Consider the following 20,904-nt stretch of genomic DNA (forward strand, 5'->3'; position numbering starts at 1 on the left):
ATTGACCTTAAATAAAAAAAACCGGCTTTCGCCGGTTTTTTTGTTATTGGTATAATGGATTAAAGCACTTTATGCGGACCGAAACACTCGTAGTGAAGCTGGTCTTTATCAAAGCCAAGTTTAACCAACTGTTCTGCTGCAAATTGCATGAAAGGAACAGGGCCACAGAAATACACTTCTGCATCTGTTGGTAGTTGTTGTTGGTTTAGCTTAGACAGATCAATTAAGCCTTCAAATTGGAAATCTTCTGCTTGTTTATCACTTTCTAGTGGCGCGCGGTACCAAGTGAACTGCTGTAGATTGCTGTGCTTGTTACACAGTTCCGTGACGTGATCTTTAAAAGCGTGTTGTTCGCCATTTTCAGCTGCGTGTAACCAAGTAACCGCTTTATCAGAACCTTGCAGTGCTTCTAGCATAGATAGCATAGGCGTTAGACCCACACCAGCAGAAACCAGTACCACAGGTTTATCGGATTCCGTTTGCAAGAAGAAGTCACCCGCCGGTGGCGCGACTTTAATGATGTCACCTTGTTGTAGGTCATCGTGTAAGAAGTTAGACACTCGGCCTTCACCATCACGTTTTACTGAGATACGGTAAGTTTTCCCATTTGGCGCAGCCGAAAGGCTGTATTGACGAATCTCTTGGTTTTCAAACTTCTCAGTATTGATGTAAATACCTAGGTATTGTCCTGGGTTGAAATCCATTACTGCCTTGCCATCAGTGGGTTGCAGTACAAAACTGGTGATGACTGAGCTCTCTTGGTTCTTTTCGATAACTTCGAAATCTCTCAGCCCACGCCAGCCACCAGTAAGGCTTTCGTTATCCACATAAATCTGTTCTTCACGTTGGATGAAGACGTTCGCTAATACACCATAGGCTTCACCCCATGCATCTAGCACTTCTTGACCAGGAGAAAAGAGTTCATCAATCGTTGCTAATAGGTGACCACCCACAATATTGTATTGCTCAGCTGTAATCATGAAGCTGGTGTGCTTTTGCGCGATTTTTTCCACAACAGGCAATAGGGCACCAAGATTATCGATATTTGCTGCGTAACCACAAATGGCATTGAACAGTGCTTCTCGCTGATCGCCATTGCGCTGGTTACTCATGTTAAATACATCCTTCAATTCAGGATTGTGAGCAAACATACGGTCATAAAAATGAGCGGTTAATTTAGGGCCAGTTTCTGCGAGAAGAGGAGCCGTGGCTTTAACGGTATCGATCGTTTTCTGTTGCAACATCTTAGTCTTCCATTTAAAGGTGTATTTAATATTCATCTTTAGTGTTGTATAAAATGTATATTAAAGTCAACAAAAGAATTACACTGGGGGGACGATATGGAGTACCCCTATGCAAATTACCAGCTTTACTGACTACGCTATCCGCACACTGATTTATTTGGCCGCCTTAAAAGAGGATGAGCTGACCAATATCACTCAAGTGAGTGAGGTGTTTGACATCTCACGTAACCACATGGTGAAAATCGTGAATAAGCTAGGACAGAAAGGCTTTATTGAAACGATTCGCGGTAAAAATGGTGGCATTCGGCTCAACCAGCCTGCGAGTGAAATCAATATTGGTGATGTTATTCGTGAGCTAGAACCTTTAAAGGTGATCAATTGTGCTCCAGAGTTTTGCCATATTACCCCAGCCTGTCGCCTAAAAAGCTATCTGCATAAAGCCAAAGAAGCCTTTTTAGCAGAACTCGATAAATGCTATTTAGATGATTTAGTCGATAATAATTCCGATTTAATGATTCTTTTGTCCAAGGTATAGCCCCAGATACGAGTTATTTTACTAATTGTTAAAGCATTTTTTCCTTGTGAGGCATTACTAGAATATACTTGAATTAATATTTCTATTTAATGAGCACGCCCATGACCGATTCTAAATCTCTTGACCCCCATGCAGATCGAGAGGCGAAAAACTACGAGAACCCAGTACCGAGTAGAGAGTTTATTTTAAGCTTTTTAGAGAGTGCGGGGGTGCCAATGAATCGCAATGATCTCTTCACCGCACTTGAGTTAGCTGGTGAAGATCAATATGAAGGCTTACGTCGCCGATTGAACGCTATGTTGCGTGATGGTCAGTTAGTCTTCACCCGCCGTCAATGCTATGCCCTTCCTGATAAACTTGAGATGATCAAAGGCTATGTGATCGGTCATAAAGACGGTTATGGCTGGGTGCGTCCAGAAGGTGTTATCGGCAAAGAGCAAGACTTAGTGCTGCCATTTCACCAAATGCGCAACATCATTCATGGTGACTATGTACTTGCGCAGCAATCAGGTACGGATAAACGTGGTCGTAAAGAAGCCAGAATAGTTCGCGTGCTTGAAGAGCGAGCAATGAAAATTGTAGGACGCTTTTTCCTTGAATTTGGTCATGCCTATGTCGTCGCAGATGACTCACGAATCCACCATGATATTTTGATTCCTAAAGAGCATCGAATGGGGGCTCGAATGGGGAATGTGGTGGTGATCGAAGTGACCGATCGCGGCAATCGGTCTCGTGGCATGACAGGTAAAGTAGTGGAAGTACTTGGTGAAAACTTAGCACCGGGTATGGAAACTCAGATCGCCATTCGTACTCATCAAATTCCGAATGAATGGCCAGAAGAAGTGACCAAACAAATTGCGTCGCTACAAGAAGAAGTCCCAGAAGAAGCCAAAAAAGGTCGTGTTGATCTTAGAGAGTTACCATTAGTGACCATTGATGGTGAAGATGCGCGTGACTTTGATGATGCTGTTTATTGTGAAAAGAAAAAAGCGGTGGCTGGCGTTTATGGGTCGCTATTGCGGATGTCAGTTACTACGTACGTCCAGATTCAGCATTAGATAAAGAAGCCATTAATCGTGGTAACTCCGTGTACTTCCCATCTCAGGTTGTCCCTATGCTACCTGAAGTGCTATCCAATGGGTTATGTTCATTGAACCCTCAAGTTGATCGCTTGTGTATGGTGTGTGAGATGACCGTATCTGAAAGCGGCAAGCTTTCTGGTTACAAGCACTACGAAGCGGTAATGAACTCCCACGCTCGTTTAACCTACAACAAAGTAAACGATATTCTAAATGGTGATGAAGAATTAAATCAGCGTTATGAAACTCTGGTTCCGCACCTGAAAGAACTGCATAACATGTATCGTATTCTTAAGGAGTCTCGTGACCGTCGAGGTGCGATTGAATTTGAAACGGTTGAAACGAAATTTATCTTCAACGCCGATAGAAAAATTGACCGCATTGAACCTGTCGTTCGAAACGATGCGCACAAACTGATTGAAGAGTGCATGATCTTAGCCAACATCGCATCGGCTTCTTTGGTGGAAAAACTAAAAGAGCCCGCTTTGTATCGTGTGCATGAAACTCCAGGTGAACAACGCTTGGTCGGTTTTAAAGACTTCCTCAGTGAGCTTGGCTTAACACTTAATGGCGGCTTAGAGCCATCACCAACAGACTATGCTGAACTCATGCACGTGGTTGCCCAGCGTCCGGATAAAGAGCTTATCCAAACAATGCTACTACGCTCGATGAAACAAGCTGTGTATAATCCAGACAACGCTGGCCACTTTGGCTTGGCGCTGAAACGCTACGCACACTTTACTTCACCTATTCGCCGCTATCCTGATTTACTATTGCACCGTGCAATTAAGTATCTCATTGCCAAGCAAGAAGGGCGCAATACAGACCGCTGGACGCCAACCGGAGGCTATCATTATTCATTTGATGATATGGATGTATTTGGTGAGCAATGTTCTATGACCGAGCGTCGCGCTGATGATGCAACTCGTGATGTGAACGATTGGCTCAAGTGTGAGTACATGCAAGACCACGTAGGTGAAGAGCTTGATGGTGTGATTGCGAATGTGACTGGCTTTGGCTTTTTTGTGCGTTTAACTGAACTGCATATTGACGGCTTAGTGCATATTTCAACATTAGCTAACGACTATTATCGTCATGATGCGGTGAGTCAGCGTTTAGTGGGTGAAAGTTCAGGGCAAGTATATCGCCTTGGTGATACGGTGAAAGTGAAGGTGTTAGCCGTCAACTTGAACGACAAGCAAATCGATTTTGAACTGGTTGGCAGTCAGCGCACTCCTAGAGGCAAAGGCAAAACGGCCAAGAAACGTTTAGTGGAAGACGCTAAACGTTTTGATGAAAAGAAAACAGGCTCATCAGCGAAGAGACGCTCTCGACGTGCTAAAGCACAGGTAGAACCAACGGTTCGCCCCGATGGCAGTAAAGACGGTGCACCTGCACCGAAAAAGCCTAAGTCGAACAAAGCAAAGAAAAACAAAGCACGCGGCAAGAAGAACACCGCTCGCGGCCCTAAGAAATAAGAGAAGCAATTAAATGAGTAACGAATATATTTATGGTATCCATGCAGTCAAAGCTGTATTGGAAAAAGATCCTGTACGTTTTATTGAAGTATTTGTTTTAAAGGGGCGTCAGGACGACCGTTTGTTACCTTTAATCAACCTATTGCAATCTTATGGTGTTTCTATCCAACAAATGGGTCGCAAAGCATTAGATGACAAAGCAAAAGGTGCAAATCATCAGGGCATTATTGGTCGTGTTAAAGCGGCAAAAGCGTTGAATGAGAATGACCTTGATAGCATCTTGTCTGCTGAGCAAAATCCACTACTGCTTATCTTAGATGGCGTGACTGATCCGCATAACCTTGGCGCATGTCTACGTAATGCTGATGCTGCTGGCGTAGCCGCTGTGATTGTCCCAAAAGACAAGTCTGCACCATTAACTGCGACCGTCAGTAAAGTCGCTTGTGGCGCGGCAGAGACAGTGCCTTTGATTCGCGTGACTAACCTTGCGCGTACGATGCGTCACCTACAAGAACAAAATGTATGGATTGTCGGTACCGCAGGCGAGGCCACTCACGATGTTTACCAAAGTAAACTCACAGGCCCACTGGCAATTGTGATGGGAGCAGAGGGGGATGGTATGCGTCGTCTCACTAGAGAAACCTGTGATGACTTAATCAAGATCCCAATGGCAGGTTCAGTGTCTAGCTTAAACGTATCTGTTGCTTCTGGCGTGTGTTTGTTTGAAGCAGTAAGACAGCGTCAAAGCTAATTATTGCCAAAATAGCATTGAATGAAATAGGAGCTTCGGCTCCTATTTTTGTTTGATGAACAAAGAGAGAATTAGTGTGCTTTCCTTATTTTTATTCGGTCAATTCCTCTTTTAGCTATTCATTAATAACCGCTTTAAATACAAAGATTTATGAATTTTAAATGGTGAAAGTCAAACGGAATAATCAGGCGAACAAACTATCTTTGTCTGAAAGGGCGTTTTTGCTTGATCTTATTGAGCGGTTTCTGTACTATTTGCCGTCCTTAAAACTCGGTCATTTATCTTTAGTTCCTTGCTTCCTCTGGACGACCGGGCCACTCGTGGAAGCTAATAATCCGTAAGGAGCAACACATGCGTCATTACGAAATCGTATTCATGGTGCACCCTGATCAAAGCGAGCAAGTTGCTGGCATGATCGAGCGTTACACTGGTTCTATCAACGAAGCTGGCGGTACTGTACACCGTCTAGAAGACTGGGGTCGTCGTCAACTGGCTTACCCAATCAACAAGCTTCACAAAGCTCACTACGTTCTTATGAACGTTGAAGCTGATCAAGCTGTGATCGACGAGCTAGAAACTGCTTTCCGTTTTAACGATGCAGTTCTACGCAACATGATCATGCGCACTAAAGGCGCTGTGACTGAGCAATCAATCATGCTTAAGCAAAAAGAAGAGCGTGCAGAGCGTGCTCCTCGTCGCGAAGAGCGTACTGAAGCTAAGCCAGAAGCATCTGCTGAGTAATTGATTGTATGACCAATCGAATGGATTTAAGCGGCATTGTTGCTAAAGATCCAATTCGAACACGAAGCCCCTCAGGGATTTTACATTGCCAATTTTGGCTTGAGCATCGCTCAAATGTAATGGAAGCCGAGCTTCCGAGACAGGTTTACTGTCGAATGCCAGTAGTGGTGAGTGGTAAAAGGTCACACACATTAACTCAAGAACTAGTTAAAGGCAGTTCAATCAAGGTAAGTGGCTTTGTCGCTTATCAAACAAGCCGAAACGGTTTGGGAAAATTGGTTTTACATGCCGAAGATATCACTCAAATTTAAGATCAGGAGATAGCCCATGGCTCGTTTCTTCCGTCGTCGTAAATTCTGCCGTTTTACTGCAGAAGGCGTACAAGAGATTGATTACAAAGACGTAGCAACTCTTAAAAACTACATCACTGAAGCTGGTAAAATTGTACCTAGCCGTATCACTGGTACAAGCGCTAAATACCAACGTCAACTAGCTCGTGCAATCAAGCGTTCTCGCTACCTAGCACTACTTCCGTACACTGATAAGCATCAGTAATCGGTCGGTTTATTAAGAATAGAGGATTAAATAATGCAAGTTATTCTACTTGATAAAATCGGTAACCTAGGTGCACTTGGCGACACTGTAAACGTTAAATCTGGTTACGCTCGTAACTACCTTATTCCTCAAAATAAGGCAGTAATGGCTACTAAAGCAAACGTTGAAATGTTTGAAGCACGTCGTGCTGAACTTGAAGCTAAAGTTGCTGAGCAACTAGCAGCTGCTGAAGCTCGTGCTGAGAAAGTTAACGCTCTAGAAGCTGTTGTTATCGCTTCTAAAGCTGGTGACGAAGGCAAACTATTCGGTTCTATCGGTACTCGTGACATCGCTGACGCTGTTACAGCTGCTGGCGTTGAAGTTGCTAAGAGCGAAGTTCGTCTTCCTGAAGGCGCACTACGTAACACTGGTGAGTTCGAAGTAAGCGTTCAACTTCACTCTGAAGTTTTCGCAACTGTGAAACTACAAGTTGTTGCTGCAGAGTAATTTTTTACTCTAATGATGACTTTAAAACACCGGCCTTAGGTCGGTGTTTTTTTATGCCCTTAAAACAAGAAGAGTAAGTTAACGGAAAATACAGAATCAGTATGGCTTAGCCCATCTGGTACTTTGTTGTGGTATTGACGGTTGTGCACCAGCTTTAATGCAATATCTTCGGTAATTTCATTAATCACGGAGATTTCCGTGTCTGTTCTAGTATTACTTTCACCGGCGACGACAGTGAGGTCGGTTCCTACCGATAGAGATTTAATTGGCTTCCAAACCAAAGAGAAATTGCCACGTACAATCGCTTCCTGAACGGTCTCTTTCGTTATGATATCGTCATCGTCTATTTCATCTAAATTCGGTTCTTGATATCGATAACCAGGACCTAATTCGCCTTCAATTAACAGATGTTTTGTATTGGTGAGCTGATAACCTAAACCGACTGATACGGTATAATCCGTAAAGTAGGCACTGTATTTGGAGTCATAGCCATTAAAGTTCGAATAAGCATAGCTTTTAGGGCCTAGTTTATAATCCCCTTGCAGATCGTAAGTCGATTGGCGCTTGTCTTCTGCCCCATCTTTATACAGTAAGTAATATTTCCATTCCCCTGTAAGACGATAGCGATTTTTGATGTATTCACCACTAAGGCGTGCATTGAGAGACTCTGAGTCTGAATTTCCAGAGTGGGCTTGGTAGCCAAATTCGACTTCACTGCTAAAAGGGGAAGGGCTTTCGATATCCGCATCAGTTAACTCTTCCGCTTGGGGTGCTGAGCACAGCAGTGATCCCAGACAAAATAGCAATTTTTTTGACACGAAATACCTCAAAGTAAAATGTTGCTGATGAATTGTACTTATACCTACTAAAAATACGTCAAGATGAGGTAAACAATGATAGACGTTTATGCACTTTATCTCCTAATGATATCTTTCTAAAAGTTGCAAATACTCGTGTCTATTTTTATGACTTCATTGATTAAAAATAATTTTCTAAACAGATTGTGATTAGCATTGGTATAATGCAGAAAATAGCAAGTCACTGAGCACATCCATGGCAGATCAACGAACGAACAAAAAACAAGACTCCCAAGTCGACGCAATTAAAGCTCCACCCCATTCATTAGAGGCTGAGCAGTCGGTGATTGGTGGTTTACTGCTGGATAACGAACGTTGGGACACGGTTGCCGAGAAAGTAATGGCAAGCGATTTTTATAGTCGACCTCATCGACTGATCTTTGAAGCAGTAAAAACATTGCTGGAAGATAGTCAGCCATTGGATTTAATCACCTTATCTGAATTTTTAGAGCGTCGTGAGCAGCTTGAAGATGTCGGTGGCTTTGCCTACCTAGCAGATCTGGTTAAAAACACCCCTAGTGCGGCAAACATTAACGCCTATGCAGAGATTGTTGCTGAAAGAGCGGTGGTGCGAAATCTAATTGGTGTCGCCAACGAGATTGCCGATGCGGGCTACGATCCTCAAGGGCGTTCGTCTAGTGATCTGGTGGATTTTGCCGAGAGCAAAGTCTTTGCCATTGCTGAAGAGCGTTCAAACGAAAAAGACGGTCCACAAAACGTTGATAACATTCTTGAGAAAACCTTAGAGCGTATCGAGATTTTGTACAAAACCCCGCAAGATGGGGTGACAGGTGTGAACTCTGGCTTTAATGACTTAAATAAGAAAACCGCAGGTCTGCAACCATCGGATTTGATTATTGTGGCCGCTCGTCCATCAATGGGTAAAACCACCTTTGCTATGAACTTGTGTGAAAACGCCGCCATGGACTCCGATAAGCCGGTGTTGATTTTCTCTCTTGAGATGCCTTCAGAACAAATCATGATGAGAATGCTGGCGTCACTGTCTCGCGTTGACCAAACAAAAATTCGTACCGGTCAGTTAGATGACGAAGATTGGGCACGAATTTCATCGACCATGGGTATTCTTATGCAGAAGAAGAACATGTTCATCGATGATAGCTCAGGTCTAACACCGACAGAGCTTCGCTCGCGCGCACGTCGTATTGCGCGTGACAATGGTGGCCTAAGCCTCATCATGGTCGATTACCTGCAGTTGATGCGTGTTCCGGGTATGCAAGACAACCGTACTTTAGAAATTTCTGAAATTTCACGCTCATTAAAAGCACTAGCAAAAGAGCTTAATGTGCCAGTAGTTGCACTTTCACAGCTTAACCGTTCCTTGGAGCAACGTGCCGATAAACGCCCGATCAACTCGGATCTGCGTGAATCAGGTGCGATCGAGCAGGATGCCGATTTGATCATGTTTATCTATCGTGATGAGGTATATAACCCTGACAGTGCTATGAAAGGGACAGCCGAAATTATTATAGGTAAGCAACGTAACGGTCCCATTGGTTCTGTGCGTTTAACCTTCCAAGGGCAGTTTTCTCGCTTTGATAACTATGCAGGCCCTGCATTTGATTATGACGATGAGTAGGAAAGATCATGGGTAAATTAAAGGCCGCAGTTGCGTCGATAAACACAGACGCATTACGTCATAATATTCAAAAATTACATGAGCAAGCACCGAACAGCCGCTTATTGGCGGTGGTCAAAGCGAATGGTTATGGGCATGGCTTACTTGAAGTGGCTAAAAATGCCGAAGGTGCCGATGCCTTTGGTGTTGCTCGTATAGAAGAAGCTCTGCAACTTCGCTCTGGTGGCATTGTTAAGCCCGTTTTATTGCTCGAAGGGTTCTACTCTGACAGTGATTTGCCCATTTTAGTCACCAACAACATTCAAACCGTGGTGCATTGTGAAGAGCAGTTAATTGCGTTAGAGCAAGCTGAACTAGAAAACCCAGTGGTGGTTTGGCTAAAAATGGACACAGGTATGCACCGCTTAGGCGTGCGACCAGAACAGTACGACGAATACATTCAGCGCTTACATAATTGCAAAAACGTTGCCCATCCGTTGCGTTATATCAGCCACTTTGGCTGTGCTGACGAACCGGACAACCCAATTACCTCACAACAAATCGAGCTTTTTCAAGCGACGACATCAAAATGTGAAGGTGAGCGTTCAATTGCCGCTTCGGCGGGCATTTTGTCTCGTAGCGATAGCCACTTTGAGTGGGTACGTCCGGGAATTATCATGTATGGCGTATCACCATTTGATGATAACGATGCGCAGCAAATGGGCTATCGCCCTGTGATGACTTTGAGCTCACACTTGATTGCGGTCAATGACCTTAAAGCGGGTGAAAGTGTCGGTTATGGGGCAAATTGGGTCAGTGAGCGCGATACTAAAATAGGGGTTATCGCGGTCGGATATGGCGATGGCTATCCACGTACTGCACCAAATGGAACGCCTGTTTGGATTAACGGGCGTAAAGTTCCAATCGCAGGACGAGTATCAATGGATATGCTAACGGTCGATTTAGGACCCGATGCATCAGATGAAGTGGGTGACTTGGCAGTACTTTGGGGAGAGTCCTTGCCAGTAGAAGAAGTCGCTAGGTATGTAGGTACTATTAGCTACGAGTTAGTGACCAAGCTGACATCACGTGTGATACCTGTTTACATTAAAGATGCTATTTAGTCTATTAAATGACAAGGCAACTCTTCTATAATCGATAGAAACACTTGAGATGTGAGTACTTCCGTCCAAGTCTGTAATATAAATATTAAAAGAATTATTTGGGCGACACAGCATGACGTGTCGCTAGCAAAAACCGTATCAGGGGAGCTTAATAAGCGAGTAATTGTTTTTATTCTTTATTGAGCACAACTTAAAATTAAAATAATGGGAACTCATAATGTTGAAGAACATCAATCCAACACACACGGATGCATGGAAAGCCTTAACTGCTCACTTTGAATCAGCACAAGACATCGAAATGAAAGATCTGTTTGCCGCAGACTCTAAGCGTTTCGAGAGCTACTCAAAAAGTTTTGGTGACGATATCTTAGTCGATTATTCGAAGAACCTAGTGAACGACGAGACTATGCAGCACCTGTTTGATCTTGCAAAGCAAACTGAGCTTAAGTCAGCAATCGACGCCATGTTCTCTGGTGAGACAATCAATAAAACAGAAGGCCGTTCAGTTCTTCATACTGCACTTCGTAACCGTAGCAACACGCCTGTTGTCGTAGGTGGCGAAGATGTTATGCCAGCTGTGAATGCGGTTTTAGACAAGATTAAATCATTTACTGATCGCGTGATTGGCGGTGAGTGGAAAGGCTACACAGGTAAAGCGATTACCGATATCGTTAACATCGGCATCGGTGGTTCTGACCTAGGCCCATACATGGTGACAGAAGCATTGTCTCCATATAAAAATCATCTAAACCTACACTTTGTTTCTAACGTTGACGGCACTCATATTGCTGAAACACTGAAAAAAGTGAACCCAGAAACAACGCTGTTCTTAGTAGCATCTAAAACCTTTACTACACAAGAAACCATGACCAATGCACACAGTGCACGTGATTGGTTCCTAGCAGATGCTAAAGACGAGGCGCATGTTGCTAAGCACTTTGCCGCGCTATCAACTAATGGTCAGGCAGTGTCTGAGTTTGGTATTGATACTGACAACATGTTTGAGTTTTGGGACTGGGTTGGTGGTCGTTACTCACTATGGTCAGCAATCGGTTTGTCTATTGCGTTAGGTGTAGGTTACGACAACTTCATTGAGCTACTAACCGGCGCTCATGAAATGGATAACCACTTCAAATCGACAGAGCTAGAGAACAACATCCCAACTATTCTGGCTTTGATTGGTATTTGGTACAACAACTTCCATGGTTCAGAATCAGAAACGATTCTTCCGTACGATCAGTACATGCACCGTTTTGCCGCTTACTTCCAGCAAGGCAACATGGAATCTAACGGTAAATACACAGACCGCAACGGCGATGCAGTGGATTACCAAACCGGTCCTATTATCTGGGGCGAACCAGGTACTAACGGTCAGCACGCGTTTTACCAGTTGATCCACCAAGGCACTAAGCTGATTCCTTGTGACTTTATTGCTCCTGCAAACAGCCACAACCCAACGGGCGATCATCATCAGAAATTGATGTCTAACTTCTTTGCTCAAACAGAAGCGTTAGCATTTGGTAAGTCTCGTGAAGTTGTAGAGGCAGAGTTGGTTGCCGCGGGTAAGTCAGCGGAAGAAATTGCAGAGCTAGCACCATTTAAAGTGTTTGAAGGCAACCGCCCAACAAACTCTATTCTAGTGAAGCAAATTACGCCACGCACTTTAGGTAACCTGATTGCGATGTACGAACATAAGATCTTTGTACAAGGTGTTATCTGGAATATCTTTACCTTTGATCAGTGGGGTGTAGAACTAGGCAAGCAACTGGCAAGCCAAATTTTACCTGAGCTAGCCGATGGTACAGAAGTTGATTCACACGATAGTTCTACTAACGGTCTAATCAACGCATTTAAACAACTGCGTGCTTAAACTCTAGAAGATTATGCAAATAGCGAGCATTGGCTCGCAAATAAAGGTCAGCCTAGTGCTGGCCTTTTTGTTGCCTATCTTTTAAGGAAATAGTAAGTCGTTAATTGCATTCCGAATTCAAAAGAGTAGTATAGCCTTTTAGATGGCTAGAAGTCTTATATGGAAATACGGAGTAACAATGAAAGGTTTTAAACGAGTAGTGAGTTTGGCATTTATCTCAGCATTGGCTTTAGGGCTAACTGCATGTGGTAAAGAAGAAGCGAAAACCATCAAAATTGGCGCAACTGTTGGGCCGCACGCTCAAGTGGTTGAAGCCGTAGCCAAAGAAGCAGCCAAGCAAGGCATCAATATAGAAGTGGTGCAATTCTCTGATTACGTGACGCCAAATGCTGCACTTGACGATGGCAGCATTGATTTAAATAGCTACCAGCACCAACCTTTCTTAGATAATTACAACCAAGGGCATGATTCTCATCTTGTATCTATTGGCCGTTCAATACTGATGCGCATGGGTATCTATTCCAACAAATTTACTTCTATTGAAGCTCTGCCAAATAAAGCCCGCGTTGCGATTCCAAACGATCCAACCAATGGCGGTCGTGGTTTACTATTATTTGCTGACGCAAAGCTAATTACACTAAAACCGGGTGTAGGCTCTAAAGTCACATTAAAAGACATTATCGACAACCCTAAACAGTTAGAGTTTGTCGAAGTAGACGCCGCGCAACTGCCTCGCTCTTTAGATGATGTGGATGCCGCCGCTATCACCATGAACTACGTGATGTCTTCAGGCTTAGACCCTAAAAAACAAGGCATCTACTTAGAAGCCAAAGATGCACCACTTGCGGTTATGGTTATCGCCGCTCGTGAAGATCAAAAAGACAATCCTACCTATCAGAAAGTAGTGAAAATTTTCCAATCACAAGCCACTCGTGATTTCTTAGCGAAAACCTTCAAAGGCACGATAGAACCTGCGTTCTAACTCGCATTAGCAACAACAAGATTTAAGCCCACTGAGAGCATATCGAGGTGGGCTTTGTTGTATATAGATAAAGACTATTATTGATGGCGGTTCAACCAAACCGTATAATCCGCACCTCAAAGTAGAAGTGAAGGTCACTTTTTCTTAAAACACGGACTCAATCACTTGGTCTCGTGCTACGTGGTTCAACAAAAGGTCTTAGCTATGTATCCATCATCTCGTTTATCTGTCGCCCCTATGCTCGATTGGACAGATCGCCATTGTCGTTACTTCCATCGACTACTGTCGCAGAACACTCTGTTATATACCGAGATGGTGACCACTGGTGCCATTATTCATGGTAAAGGTGATTTCTTGCGTTTTAGTGAGCAAGAACATCCGATTGCATTGCAGCTTGGTGGTTCTAATGCCAAAGATCTTGCTCATTGTGCCAAGCTTGCTGAAGAGCGTGGTTATGATGAGGTGAACTTAAACGTAGGTTGTCCTTCTGACCGAGTGCAGAACGGTCGTTTTGGTGCATGTCTAATGGCTGATCCACAGCTGGTGGCAGATTGCGTAGCAGAGATGAAGTCTGTGGTTGATATTCCGGTGACGGTGAAAACTCGTATTGGTATCGATGAGCAAGACTCGTATGAGTTTTTAACGGACTTTATATCAACGGTAAACGAGAAGGGCGGTTGTGAGCATTTTACTATCCATGCTCGTAAAGCATGGCTGAGTGGTTTAAGCCCTAAAGAAAACCGTGAAATCCCACCTTTGGATTACCCGCGCGCTTATCAGATCAAGAAAGACTTTCCGCATCTTGATATCGCGGTAAACGGTGGCGTAAAAACATTAGATGAAACACTAGAGCACCTTAAACATCTTGATGGGGTGATGATTGGCCGTGAAGCCTATCAAAACCCATATCTATTGGCTGAGGTTGACCAGCTGATCTTTGGTCAAGATAAACCGATTATTAAACGTAGCGAAGTAGTTGAGCTGATGTACCCGTATATTGAGCAACAACTATCGGAAGGTGCTTACTTGGGGCATATTACTCGTCATATGTTAGGTTTGTTCCAAAGTATGCCGGGTGCGCGTCAATGGCGTCGTTATATCAGTGAAAACGCACACAAACCAGGTTCGGGTATCGAAGTGGTTGAAGCCGCACTGGCTAAAATACCTAAAGAGTTAGGTGTGTAGAATTAACCAATAACTGGTCGTTTTTACCAAGTTTAGATGAATAGAAAAGCCATCATATAGAATGATGGCTTTTTTTGTTTATTTATCAAGTGGTTATCGTGAGATGTGCTTTGGCAAGGTACTTGCTTTATAGTTAGCAGAGGGGATCTTGGAATACATTGATGATCTCAAATGAATTTTTTGGAGAGTAATCATGGTCGAGTTACTGATGCTAGTGATGTTTTTCGGCGTGTTCTTCTTTGTCGGCATCACTTTTTTTGGCTTCTTTATGGCATTCCTTGCGGTGTTCGCTTTTAGCATCATCATTAGCTTGCTAGGGGCCGCGTTTAATTTTCTGCCCTATTTGCTAGTAGGGCTTATTGTCTATTGGCTAATTAAGCGTAACAGAGCTTGTTCATAAGCTGGCTTATTGATTTATCTAACGTTTACCTATGCTACTATCTGCTTATGAAGTAACGATTTTAGTTTTCTTAGAGGTAGATGATGAACAAATGGACTTTGATTGCGGCGATAGGAACAGCTGCTCTGGGGACTTCTTGGTCGGCGCAAGCAAAAGTAATCGAGTCGGGGGTTCACGGCAAAGTGACAGCCGATATGTTCTGGGGCAGCAGCAAAATTAGAGAAACCCGTTTTTCTGATGACGAGTTACCTGTCTTATCTGCGCAAATTGAACATGATGTTCCCTACCTACCCAACTTCAGAATTCGTTATACAGGGTTAGATACTAGCCGTCTTGCCCATGATAAATTTGATTACACCTTTTACTATCGTCCGTTACGAACGGAGAACCTTGAATTAGATGCAGGGTTTACATTGACTGATTACCGCGACAGTCGATTCTATGATCACGAAACGGATACAAGTATTGATTTTGATGGTGTGATATTTAGCTGGTATGCAAATGCGTTAATCCAAGTACCAAATAGTAATTTTGCCGTAATTGGTGAGTTTGATTTTGGTGAGACAGATGAGTTGAAATCTGCGGATCTCACTGGCGGTATTCAATACACCATAGCATTTGACTCTGCTGACATGGTATTACGTGGTGGATATCGAGTGCTCGACTACACCTTTAAAGAAGTCGATAAGAAAGCCTACGGTTTTGTTGATGGTTGGTTTGCAGGTGTACAAGTTGCTTTTTAAGAATGTGAATAGATTTATTGGTAAGCCTGTCTCTTTTTAGACGGGCTTTTTTATGTCTTTTACTTTCTAGTTGATAGCTCTTCTCAATTCGCATTTTTAGCAGTTTGGTCCATTCTTAATAGAAGAAAACAGGAGCAAGCTTTTATATGACAATCAATGAACTTCGTGTGTTATATCGCTCTGAGCGCTTGGTAGAAGCTATAGTGGAACAAGCAGACCTAGACGGGCAGTGGGTTGTCGAGTTTCGAGACAACCACGGCGGTATGCTTGCACTTACCGATCTTCAAGGTGAGCAACGTTATTATAGTGACTTAGATTCAGCTTCAAAAAGCGCAATGGCGGTGGGTTTTAGCCAAGTAAGAATTGAATCTTTATAGGTGAAATGGTTTTTCATTCCTTTTTATTATTAAACATACCCCTTTATTCTTTATTGCTATTAAAAATAGGAGGTAATCTAGTGGTCATGTAATATACAGGGAAAACGTGACCATGTTGCTCAAGGATCTTTCCGGCTTTGCTTCCCCACTTAGTGATAATCAAGCAAACCAATTAAAACAAGCTGCTTCCGAACTCTCGCCACAACAGTTGGCTTGGGTTAGTGGCTATTTCTACGGTATTAGTCAAAATCATGCTGTTGCTTCTGTTCCAGAGACGCAAGTTGCAGTAGGAACACCTTCACAGTTGACGATCATTTTTGCTTCTCAAACTGGGAATGCCAAAGGGGTCGCTAAACAACTGCATGCCAAAGTAGTGGCAGAAGGTTTCGAAGCTAAACTTTATGATGCGGCTGATTACAAACTTAAGAACCTGAAAAACGAAACGCATTTAATTGTCGTTGCCTCTACTAATGGTGAAGGTGAAGTTCCTGACAATGCGATAGAGTTTTATGACTATCTCAACTCTAAAAAAGCACCAAAACTGGACAAACTGCAATACGCGGTTGTCGGTCTTGGTGACTCTAGCTACGAATTCTTCTGTCAAACAGGTAAGGATTTTGATGCTGCTCTGAGTAAGTTAGGGGCAACGCCTTTCCTAGAACGAATCGACTGTGATGTGGATTACGAATCACCTGTGGCGAACTGGCAGTCTCAAGCACTGAGCACTATCGGTGAGCTATTTAAAGAATCTAATGTAGAAGCGAGTAATGGCGTTGTTCAATTGCCACTTTCTAGCAGTGCTTCTGAATACACTAAGCAATCGCCATATACCGCGACCTTACTGACCAACCAAAAAATCACTGGCCGCGATTCAACGAAAGACGTTCGTCATATCGAAATCGATCTAGAAGAATCAGGCATTACCTATCAACCGGGAGATGCGCTAGGGGTTTGGTATAAAAACGATGCACAGCTGGTGGATTCAATCATTGCCGCGGTTGGTTTAGATAAAGATGAGTCTATCGAGGTAGACGGTAAACCAACGTCATTACAGCAAGCGCTGATTGAACAGTTTGAAGTGACTTCATCTAATCCTCAATTTATTACTCAATACGCCGAGAAGTCAGCGAGCAAAAAACTGCTCAAGCTTGTGGAAGACAAAAACAAGCTAAGAGAATACGCCGCGAAAACTCAGATCATTGATGTTATTTCAGAGAAGAAAGCCAAGCTAACTGCAACTGAGCTAACTTCTATGCTACGACGTTTAACTCCTCGCTTATATTCAATCTCATCAGCTCAATCTGAAGTGGATGAAGAAGTACACCTAACTGTTGGTGTGGTGGAGTACGAAACAAGTAAAGGTCAAAGAGTCGGCGGCGCTTCTGGTTTCTTATCTAATGGACTAGAAGAGGGTGAAGAAGTAAAAGTGTTCATCGAACACAACAATAACTTCAAACTTCCAACCGATGATAATGCGCCCGTTATTATGATTGGCCCAGGAACGGGTATTGCACCGTTTAGAAGTTTCTTACAAGAGCGTGACTCTAGAGAAGCAGAAGGTAAAAACTGGTTAGTATTCGGTGATCGCACCTTTGCTCAAGACTTCTTATACCAAGTTGAATTCCAACGTTACCTAAAAGAAGGCTTATTGAGCCAGTTGGACGTCGCCTTTAGCCGTGACGGTGCCAATAAAGTCTATGTGCAAGACAAGCTAAAACAAAATGCACAGCAAGTATGGCAATGGCTGCAAGATGGCGCTTACCTCTATGTATGTGGTGACGCAGAAAGAATGGCTAAAGATGTACAAGCAACCTTACTTGAAATTGCACAACAGCAAGGTGGGCTAGACGCAGAAAGTGCAGAAGAATGGCTAAAAGACCTTCGTAAACAGAAAAGATACCAAAGGGACGTGTACTAATGGAAAAGCAAGTAGTGTTGGGCGAAGAGTTGGGCCCACTTTCTGACAATGAAAGATTAAAACGAGAAAGTAACTTTTTGCGCGGTACCATTACCAACGACCTCAAAAATGAGATTACCGGTGGGTTCGACGCGGACAATTTTCAGTTAATCCGTTTTCACGGCATGTATCAGCAAGATGATAGAGATATCCGCAATGAGCGTGCTAAGCAAAAATTGGAACCACTGCATAATGTGATGTTGCGTGCGCGTATGCCAGGAGGAGTGATTACTCCTAAGCAATGGCTCGCTATCGATAAGTTTGCAACTGAAAGTTCGCTCTATGGCAGCATCCGTCTTACTACGCGTCAAACATTCCAATTTCATGGAGTATTGAAGCCAAACATTAAGCTGATGCACCAAACTCTAAATTCAATTGGTATTGATTCTATTGCCACAGCGGGTGACGTAAACCGTAACGTGCTATGTAGTAGTAATCCTGTTGAGTCTGAATTGCATCAGCAAGCGTATGAGTGGGCCACTAAGATCAGTGAGCACCTACTGCCAAAAACCAGAGCTTATGCTGAAATATGGTTAGACGGTGAGAAGCTTGAGACTACAGATGAAGAACCAATCTTAGGTAGCAACTATCTGCCACGTAAATTTAAAACAACAGTCGTTGTGCCGCCAGACAACGATGTTGATTTGCACGCGAACGATCTTAACTTTGTTGCAGTAGCAAAAGACGGCAAGTTAGTTGGCTTTAATGTATTGGTGGGTGGTGGTCTGGCCATGACTCATGGTGATAACTCAACTTACCCACGTAAAGCGGATGAGTTTGGTTATATCTCTCTAGAGAACACATTAGATATTGCCGCTGCCGTCGTCACGACTCAACGTGACTGGGGTAATCGCTCAAATCGTAAAAATGCAAAAACCAAGTACACATTAGATCGCGTTGGTATCGATGTGTTCAAACAAGAAGTTGAGAAACGTTCTGGCGTAAGCTTTGAGCCGATCAAACCTTACCAACTGACTAACCGTGGCGATAAGTTTGGTTGGTTAGAAGGTATAGACGGTAAGCATCACTTAACGCTGTTTATTGAAAACGGTCGCCTATTAGATTACCCAGGTAAACCACTGAAAACAGGTGTTGCTGAGATTGCCAAAATTCACACGGGTGATTTACGTATGACAGCAAATCAGAACCTCATCGTGGCAGGTGTACCGTTAAAAGATAAACAGAAGATTGAAAAGATAGCGTTCGAGCATGGCTTGCTTGATCCAACAACTTCTAAACAGCGTCAAGATTCAATGGCCTGTGTAGCGTACCCAACCTGTCCGCTAGCAATGGCAGAAGCAGAACGCTTCCTTCCTCAATTTGTGACTGACGTTGAAGGCATATTGAAAAAGCATTCAATCAGTGATGACGAAAGCATTATCTTGCGAGTAACGGGTTGTCCTAATGGCTGTGGCCGAGCAATGCTGGCTGAAATCGGTTTAGTCGGTAAAGCACCAGACAGATATAACTTGTACCTTGGCGGTAATAAAGCCGGTACACGAGTTCCTAAACTGTATAAAGAGAACATCAGTTCCGCACAAATTCTACAAGACATCGATTCGCTGGTGGAACGATGGGCTGCAGAGCGTTTAGCTGATGAAGCGTTTGGGGACTTTGTTATTCGTGATGGCATCGTAAAAGAAGTCATAGTATCGAAGAGGGATTTCCATGCTTGAATTGACACAGAAATTAAGTCTAGAAGAGATAGTGAATCTGAATAAGGTTCAACAAACTCTTGAGTTGGCAAAAGTGAATGCGGATCTAGAAGAGCTTTCAGCAGAGCAAAGAATTGCTTGGGCACTAGAAAACTTACAAGGAAGCTTCGCTCTTTCTTCAAGTTTTGGCGCACAAGCGGCCGTGATGCTGCACTTGGTTTCTAGACAGCAACCGAATATTCCTGTGATTTTGACTGATACCGGTTATCTATTTCCAGAAACGTATCAGTTTATCGATGAGCTAACTGAATTATTGAGTCTAAACTTAAAGGTATATAGCAGCCCATTAAGCTCTGCATGGCAAGAAGCTCGATTTGGTCAACTATGGAATAAAGGTGTAGAGGGGATAACCCAATACAACAAACTTAATAAAGTAGAACCAATGCGTAGAGCACTCACAGAATTAAAGGTGGGCACTTGGTTTTCTGGTTTAAGAAGAAGCCAGTCCGATTCACGTGGTGGATTGCCAGTGCTGTCTATTCAAAATGGTGTATTTAAGTTTTTACCGATTGTTGATTGGACAAGTGAACAAGTAAATAGCTATATAGAAGAACATCAATTACCTCAGCATCCGCTTAAAGCTCAGGGTTATGTCTCTATTGGTGATGTGCATACCACTGAAAAATATCAAGAAGGCATGAAAGAACAAGATACTCGCTTCTTTGGTTTGAAGAGAGAATGTGGTCTTCACGAAGATAGTGGAGAGTCAGACGGCTCCGGCATCTAATTCTTCTTTATAATAAGTAAATTCAAAAACCGTCAAAATTGACGGTTTTTTTCGTTTTAAGGATAAGTCTGTGGATAACCTGTACCTAAATAGGGGGTAAAAATAGATAAATAAGCGTTTCACTCAAAAAATGAGCGAAAGGCTATTTTTATTAAATTTATTGAAAAAAAGCCTTGCCAACAAGCTGAGCATCTCTATAATGCGCCTCACTGACACGGCAGAGCACACAACGCTTCGCAGTAATTCAGTAGGCTAACTAGCCGAACCATTTGAGTTTAAGTTCTCTTAGAAAATAAATTCAAAAAAGTGTTTGACACTGAGGTTCAAATCGCTAGAATGGCCGTCCGCTTTGAGAGCTTCCTCACAAAAGGAAACGTCGCAAAGCACGCTCTTTAACAATTTAAACCTATCAATCTGTGTGGGCACTCGTTGATGATAATCGAAAAGATTTATCAATGAACTGAGTGACCAATACAATGATTTTTAATCATTGGCACAGTCAATTCATTATCGTTCTGTTGG

General features: G+C 43.1%; 19 protein-coding genes and 1 pseudogene. 18 read left to right on the plus strand and 2 right to left on the minus strand.

Annotation, left to right across the window (positions count from 1 at the left end; translation table 11 throughout):
* Nucleotides 1-59: 59 nt before the first annotated feature.
* Entirely contained in the window at nucleotides 60-1,244 is a 1,185-nt protein-coding gene (gene hmpA / locus VEZ01S_RS15620; RefSeq protein WP_021715024.1) for an NO-inducible flavohemoprotein, read from the minus strand.
* A 109-nt stretch (nucleotides 1,245-1,353) separates the two neighbouring features.
* Here hmpA and nsrR point away from each other — a divergent pair, with 109 nt between their 5' ends.
* The 7 genes and pseudogenes from nsrR to rplI all read left to right on the plus strand — a co-directional run bounded on the left by nsrR (nucleotide 1,354) and on the right by rplI (nucleotide 6,869).
* Complete coding sequence (nsrR, locus tag VEZ01S_RS15625; protein ID WP_021715025.1) at nucleotides 1,354-1,779, plus strand: nitric oxide-sensing transcriptional repressor NsrR; 426 nt, start codon at nucleotides 1,354-1,356, stop codon at nucleotides 1,777-1,779.
* Between the two features lie 101 nt (nucleotides 1,780-1,880).
* Nucleotides 1,881-4,336 (plus strand): annotated as a pseudogene (gene rnr, locus VEZ01S_RS15630) (ribonuclease R).
* A gap of 13 nt (nucleotides 4,337-4,349) precedes the next feature.
* Complete coding sequence (gene rlmB / locus VEZ01S_RS15635) at nucleotides 4,350-5,087, plus strand: 23S rRNA (guanosine(2251)-2'-O)-methyltransferase RlmB (protein WP_021715028.1); 738 nt, start codon at nucleotides 4,350-4,352, stop codon at nucleotides 5,085-5,087.
* A 351-nt stretch (nucleotides 5,088-5,438) separates the two neighbouring features.
* Nucleotides 5,439-5,828 carry a 30S ribosomal protein S6 gene (gene rpsF, locus VEZ01S_RS15640; RefSeq protein WP_021715029.1) on the plus strand — a complete coding sequence of 130 codons (390 nt, stop codon included), beginning with the start codon at nucleotides 5,439-5,441 and terminating at the stop codon, nucleotides 5,826-5,828.
* Between the two features lie 8 nt (nucleotides 5,829-5,836).
* On the plus strand, nucleotides 5,837-6,139 hold the full coding sequence (gene priB / locus VEZ01S_RS15645) for a primosomal replication protein N (RefSeq protein WP_021715030.1): 303 nt from the start codon (nucleotides 5,837-5,839) through the stop codon (nucleotides 6,137-6,139).
* Between the two features lie 16 nt (nucleotides 6,140-6,155).
* Nucleotides 6,156-6,383: a 30S ribosomal protein S18 gene (gene rpsR / locus VEZ01S_RS15650; RefSeq protein WP_000090472.1), complete on the plus strand. Its 228-nt coding sequence runs from the start codon at nucleotides 6,156-6,158 to the stop codon at nucleotides 6,381-6,383.
* A 33-nt stretch (nucleotides 6,384-6,416) separates the two neighbouring features.
* Nucleotides 6,417-6,869, plus strand: a complete 453-nt coding sequence (gene rplI, locus VEZ01S_RS15655) for a 50S ribosomal protein L9 (protein WP_021715031.1) — start codon at nucleotides 6,417-6,419, stop codon at nucleotides 6,867-6,869.
* 59 nt (nucleotides 6,870-6,928) lie between these two features.
* Here rplI and VEZ01S_RS15660 read toward each other — a convergent pair whose 3' ends face one another.
* On the minus strand, nucleotides 6,929-7,651 hold the full coding sequence (locus tag VEZ01S_RS15660) for a DUF481 domain-containing protein (protein WP_052032238.1): 723 nt from the start codon (nucleotides 7,649-7,651) through the stop codon (nucleotides 6,929-6,931).
* A gap of 271 nt (nucleotides 7,652-7,922) precedes the next feature.
* On the opposite strand from VEZ01S_RS15660, the gene VEZ01S_RS15665 reads away from it, so the two are divergent.
* The 11 genes from VEZ01S_RS15665 to VEZ01S_RS15715 all read left to right on the plus strand — a co-directional run bounded on the left by VEZ01S_RS15665 (nucleotide 7,923) and on the right by VEZ01S_RS15715 (nucleotide 20,382).
* The gene (locus VEZ01S_RS15665; RefSeq protein ID WP_021715033.1) at nucleotides 7,923-9,323 is read left to right on the plus strand and encodes a replicative DNA helicase; all 1,401 of its coding nucleotides are present in this window, start codon (nucleotides 7,923-7,925) and stop codon (nucleotides 9,321-9,323) included.
* 8 nt (nucleotides 9,324-9,331) lie between these two features.
* Entirely contained in the window at nucleotides 9,332-10,426 is a 1,095-nt protein-coding gene (alr, locus tag VEZ01S_RS15670) for an alanine racemase (RefSeq protein ID WP_021715034.1), read from the plus strand.
* Nucleotides 10,427-10,643: 217 nt separating this feature from the next.
* Nucleotides 10,644-12,296, plus strand: coding sequence for a glucose-6-phosphate isomerase (pgi, locus tag VEZ01S_RS15675; protein ID WP_021715035.1), 1,653 nt, complete (start codon nucleotides 10,644-10,646; stop codon nucleotides 12,294-12,296).
* 178 nt (nucleotides 12,297-12,474) lie between these two features.
* Nucleotides 12,475-13,278 (plus strand): MetQ/NlpA family ABC transporter substrate-binding protein, encoded by an 804-nt coding sequence (locus tag VEZ01S_RS15680; protein ID WP_021715036.1) that lies wholly within the window; start codon nucleotides 12,475-12,477, stop codon nucleotides 13,276-13,278.
* A gap of 204 nt (nucleotides 13,279-13,482) precedes the next feature.
* Nucleotides 13,483-14,463, plus strand: coding sequence for a tRNA dihydrouridine(20/20a) synthase DusA (gene dusA / locus VEZ01S_RS15685; RefSeq protein ID WP_021715037.1), 981 nt, complete (start codon nucleotides 13,483-13,485; stop codon nucleotides 14,461-14,463).
* 193 nt (nucleotides 14,464-14,656) lie between these two features.
* Nucleotides 14,657-14,863: an envelope stress response protein PspG gene (locus VEZ01S_RS15690; protein WP_021715038.1), complete on the plus strand. Its 207-nt coding sequence runs from the start codon at nucleotides 14,657-14,659 to the stop codon at nucleotides 14,861-14,863.
* Nucleotides 14,864-14,943: 80 nt separating this feature from the next.
* Entirely contained in the window at nucleotides 14,944-15,606 is a 663-nt protein-coding gene (locus VEZ01S_RS15695; RefSeq protein WP_235868513.1) for a TIGR04219 family outer membrane beta-barrel protein, read from the plus strand.
* A 146-nt stretch (nucleotides 15,607-15,752) separates the two neighbouring features.
* Entirely contained in the window at nucleotides 15,753-15,983 is a 231-nt protein-coding gene (locus VEZ01S_RS15700; protein WP_021715040.1) for a hypothetical protein, read from the plus strand.
* A 112-nt stretch (nucleotides 15,984-16,095) separates the two neighbouring features.
* On the plus strand, nucleotides 16,096-17,901 hold the full coding sequence (locus VEZ01S_RS15705; RefSeq protein ID WP_040891227.1) for an assimilatory sulfite reductase (NADPH) flavoprotein subunit: 1,806 nt from the start codon (nucleotides 16,096-16,098) through the stop codon (nucleotides 17,899-17,901).
* Nucleotides 17,901-19,616 (plus strand): assimilatory sulfite reductase (NADPH) hemoprotein subunit, encoded by a 1,716-nt coding sequence (gene cysI, locus VEZ01S_RS15710; protein ID WP_021715042.1) that lies wholly within the window; start codon nucleotides 17,901-17,903, stop codon nucleotides 19,614-19,616. The genes VEZ01S_RS15705 and cysI overlap by 1 nt, the downstream gene beginning before the upstream one ends.
* On the plus strand, nucleotides 19,609-20,382 hold the full coding sequence (locus tag VEZ01S_RS15715; RefSeq protein ID WP_021715043.1) for a phosphoadenylyl-sulfate reductase: 774 nt from the start codon (nucleotides 19,609-19,611) through the stop codon (nucleotides 20,380-20,382). Before cysI ends, VEZ01S_RS15715 begins: the two co-directional genes overlap by 8 nt.
* The last annotated feature ends 522 nt before the right edge of the window (nucleotides 20,383-20,904 follow it).

It is taken from the genome of Vibrio ezurae NBRC 102218 (genome assembly GCF_000467185.1).
GTDB lineage: Bacteria > Pseudomonadota > Gammaproteobacteria > Enterobacterales > Vibrionaceae > Vibrio > Vibrio ezurae.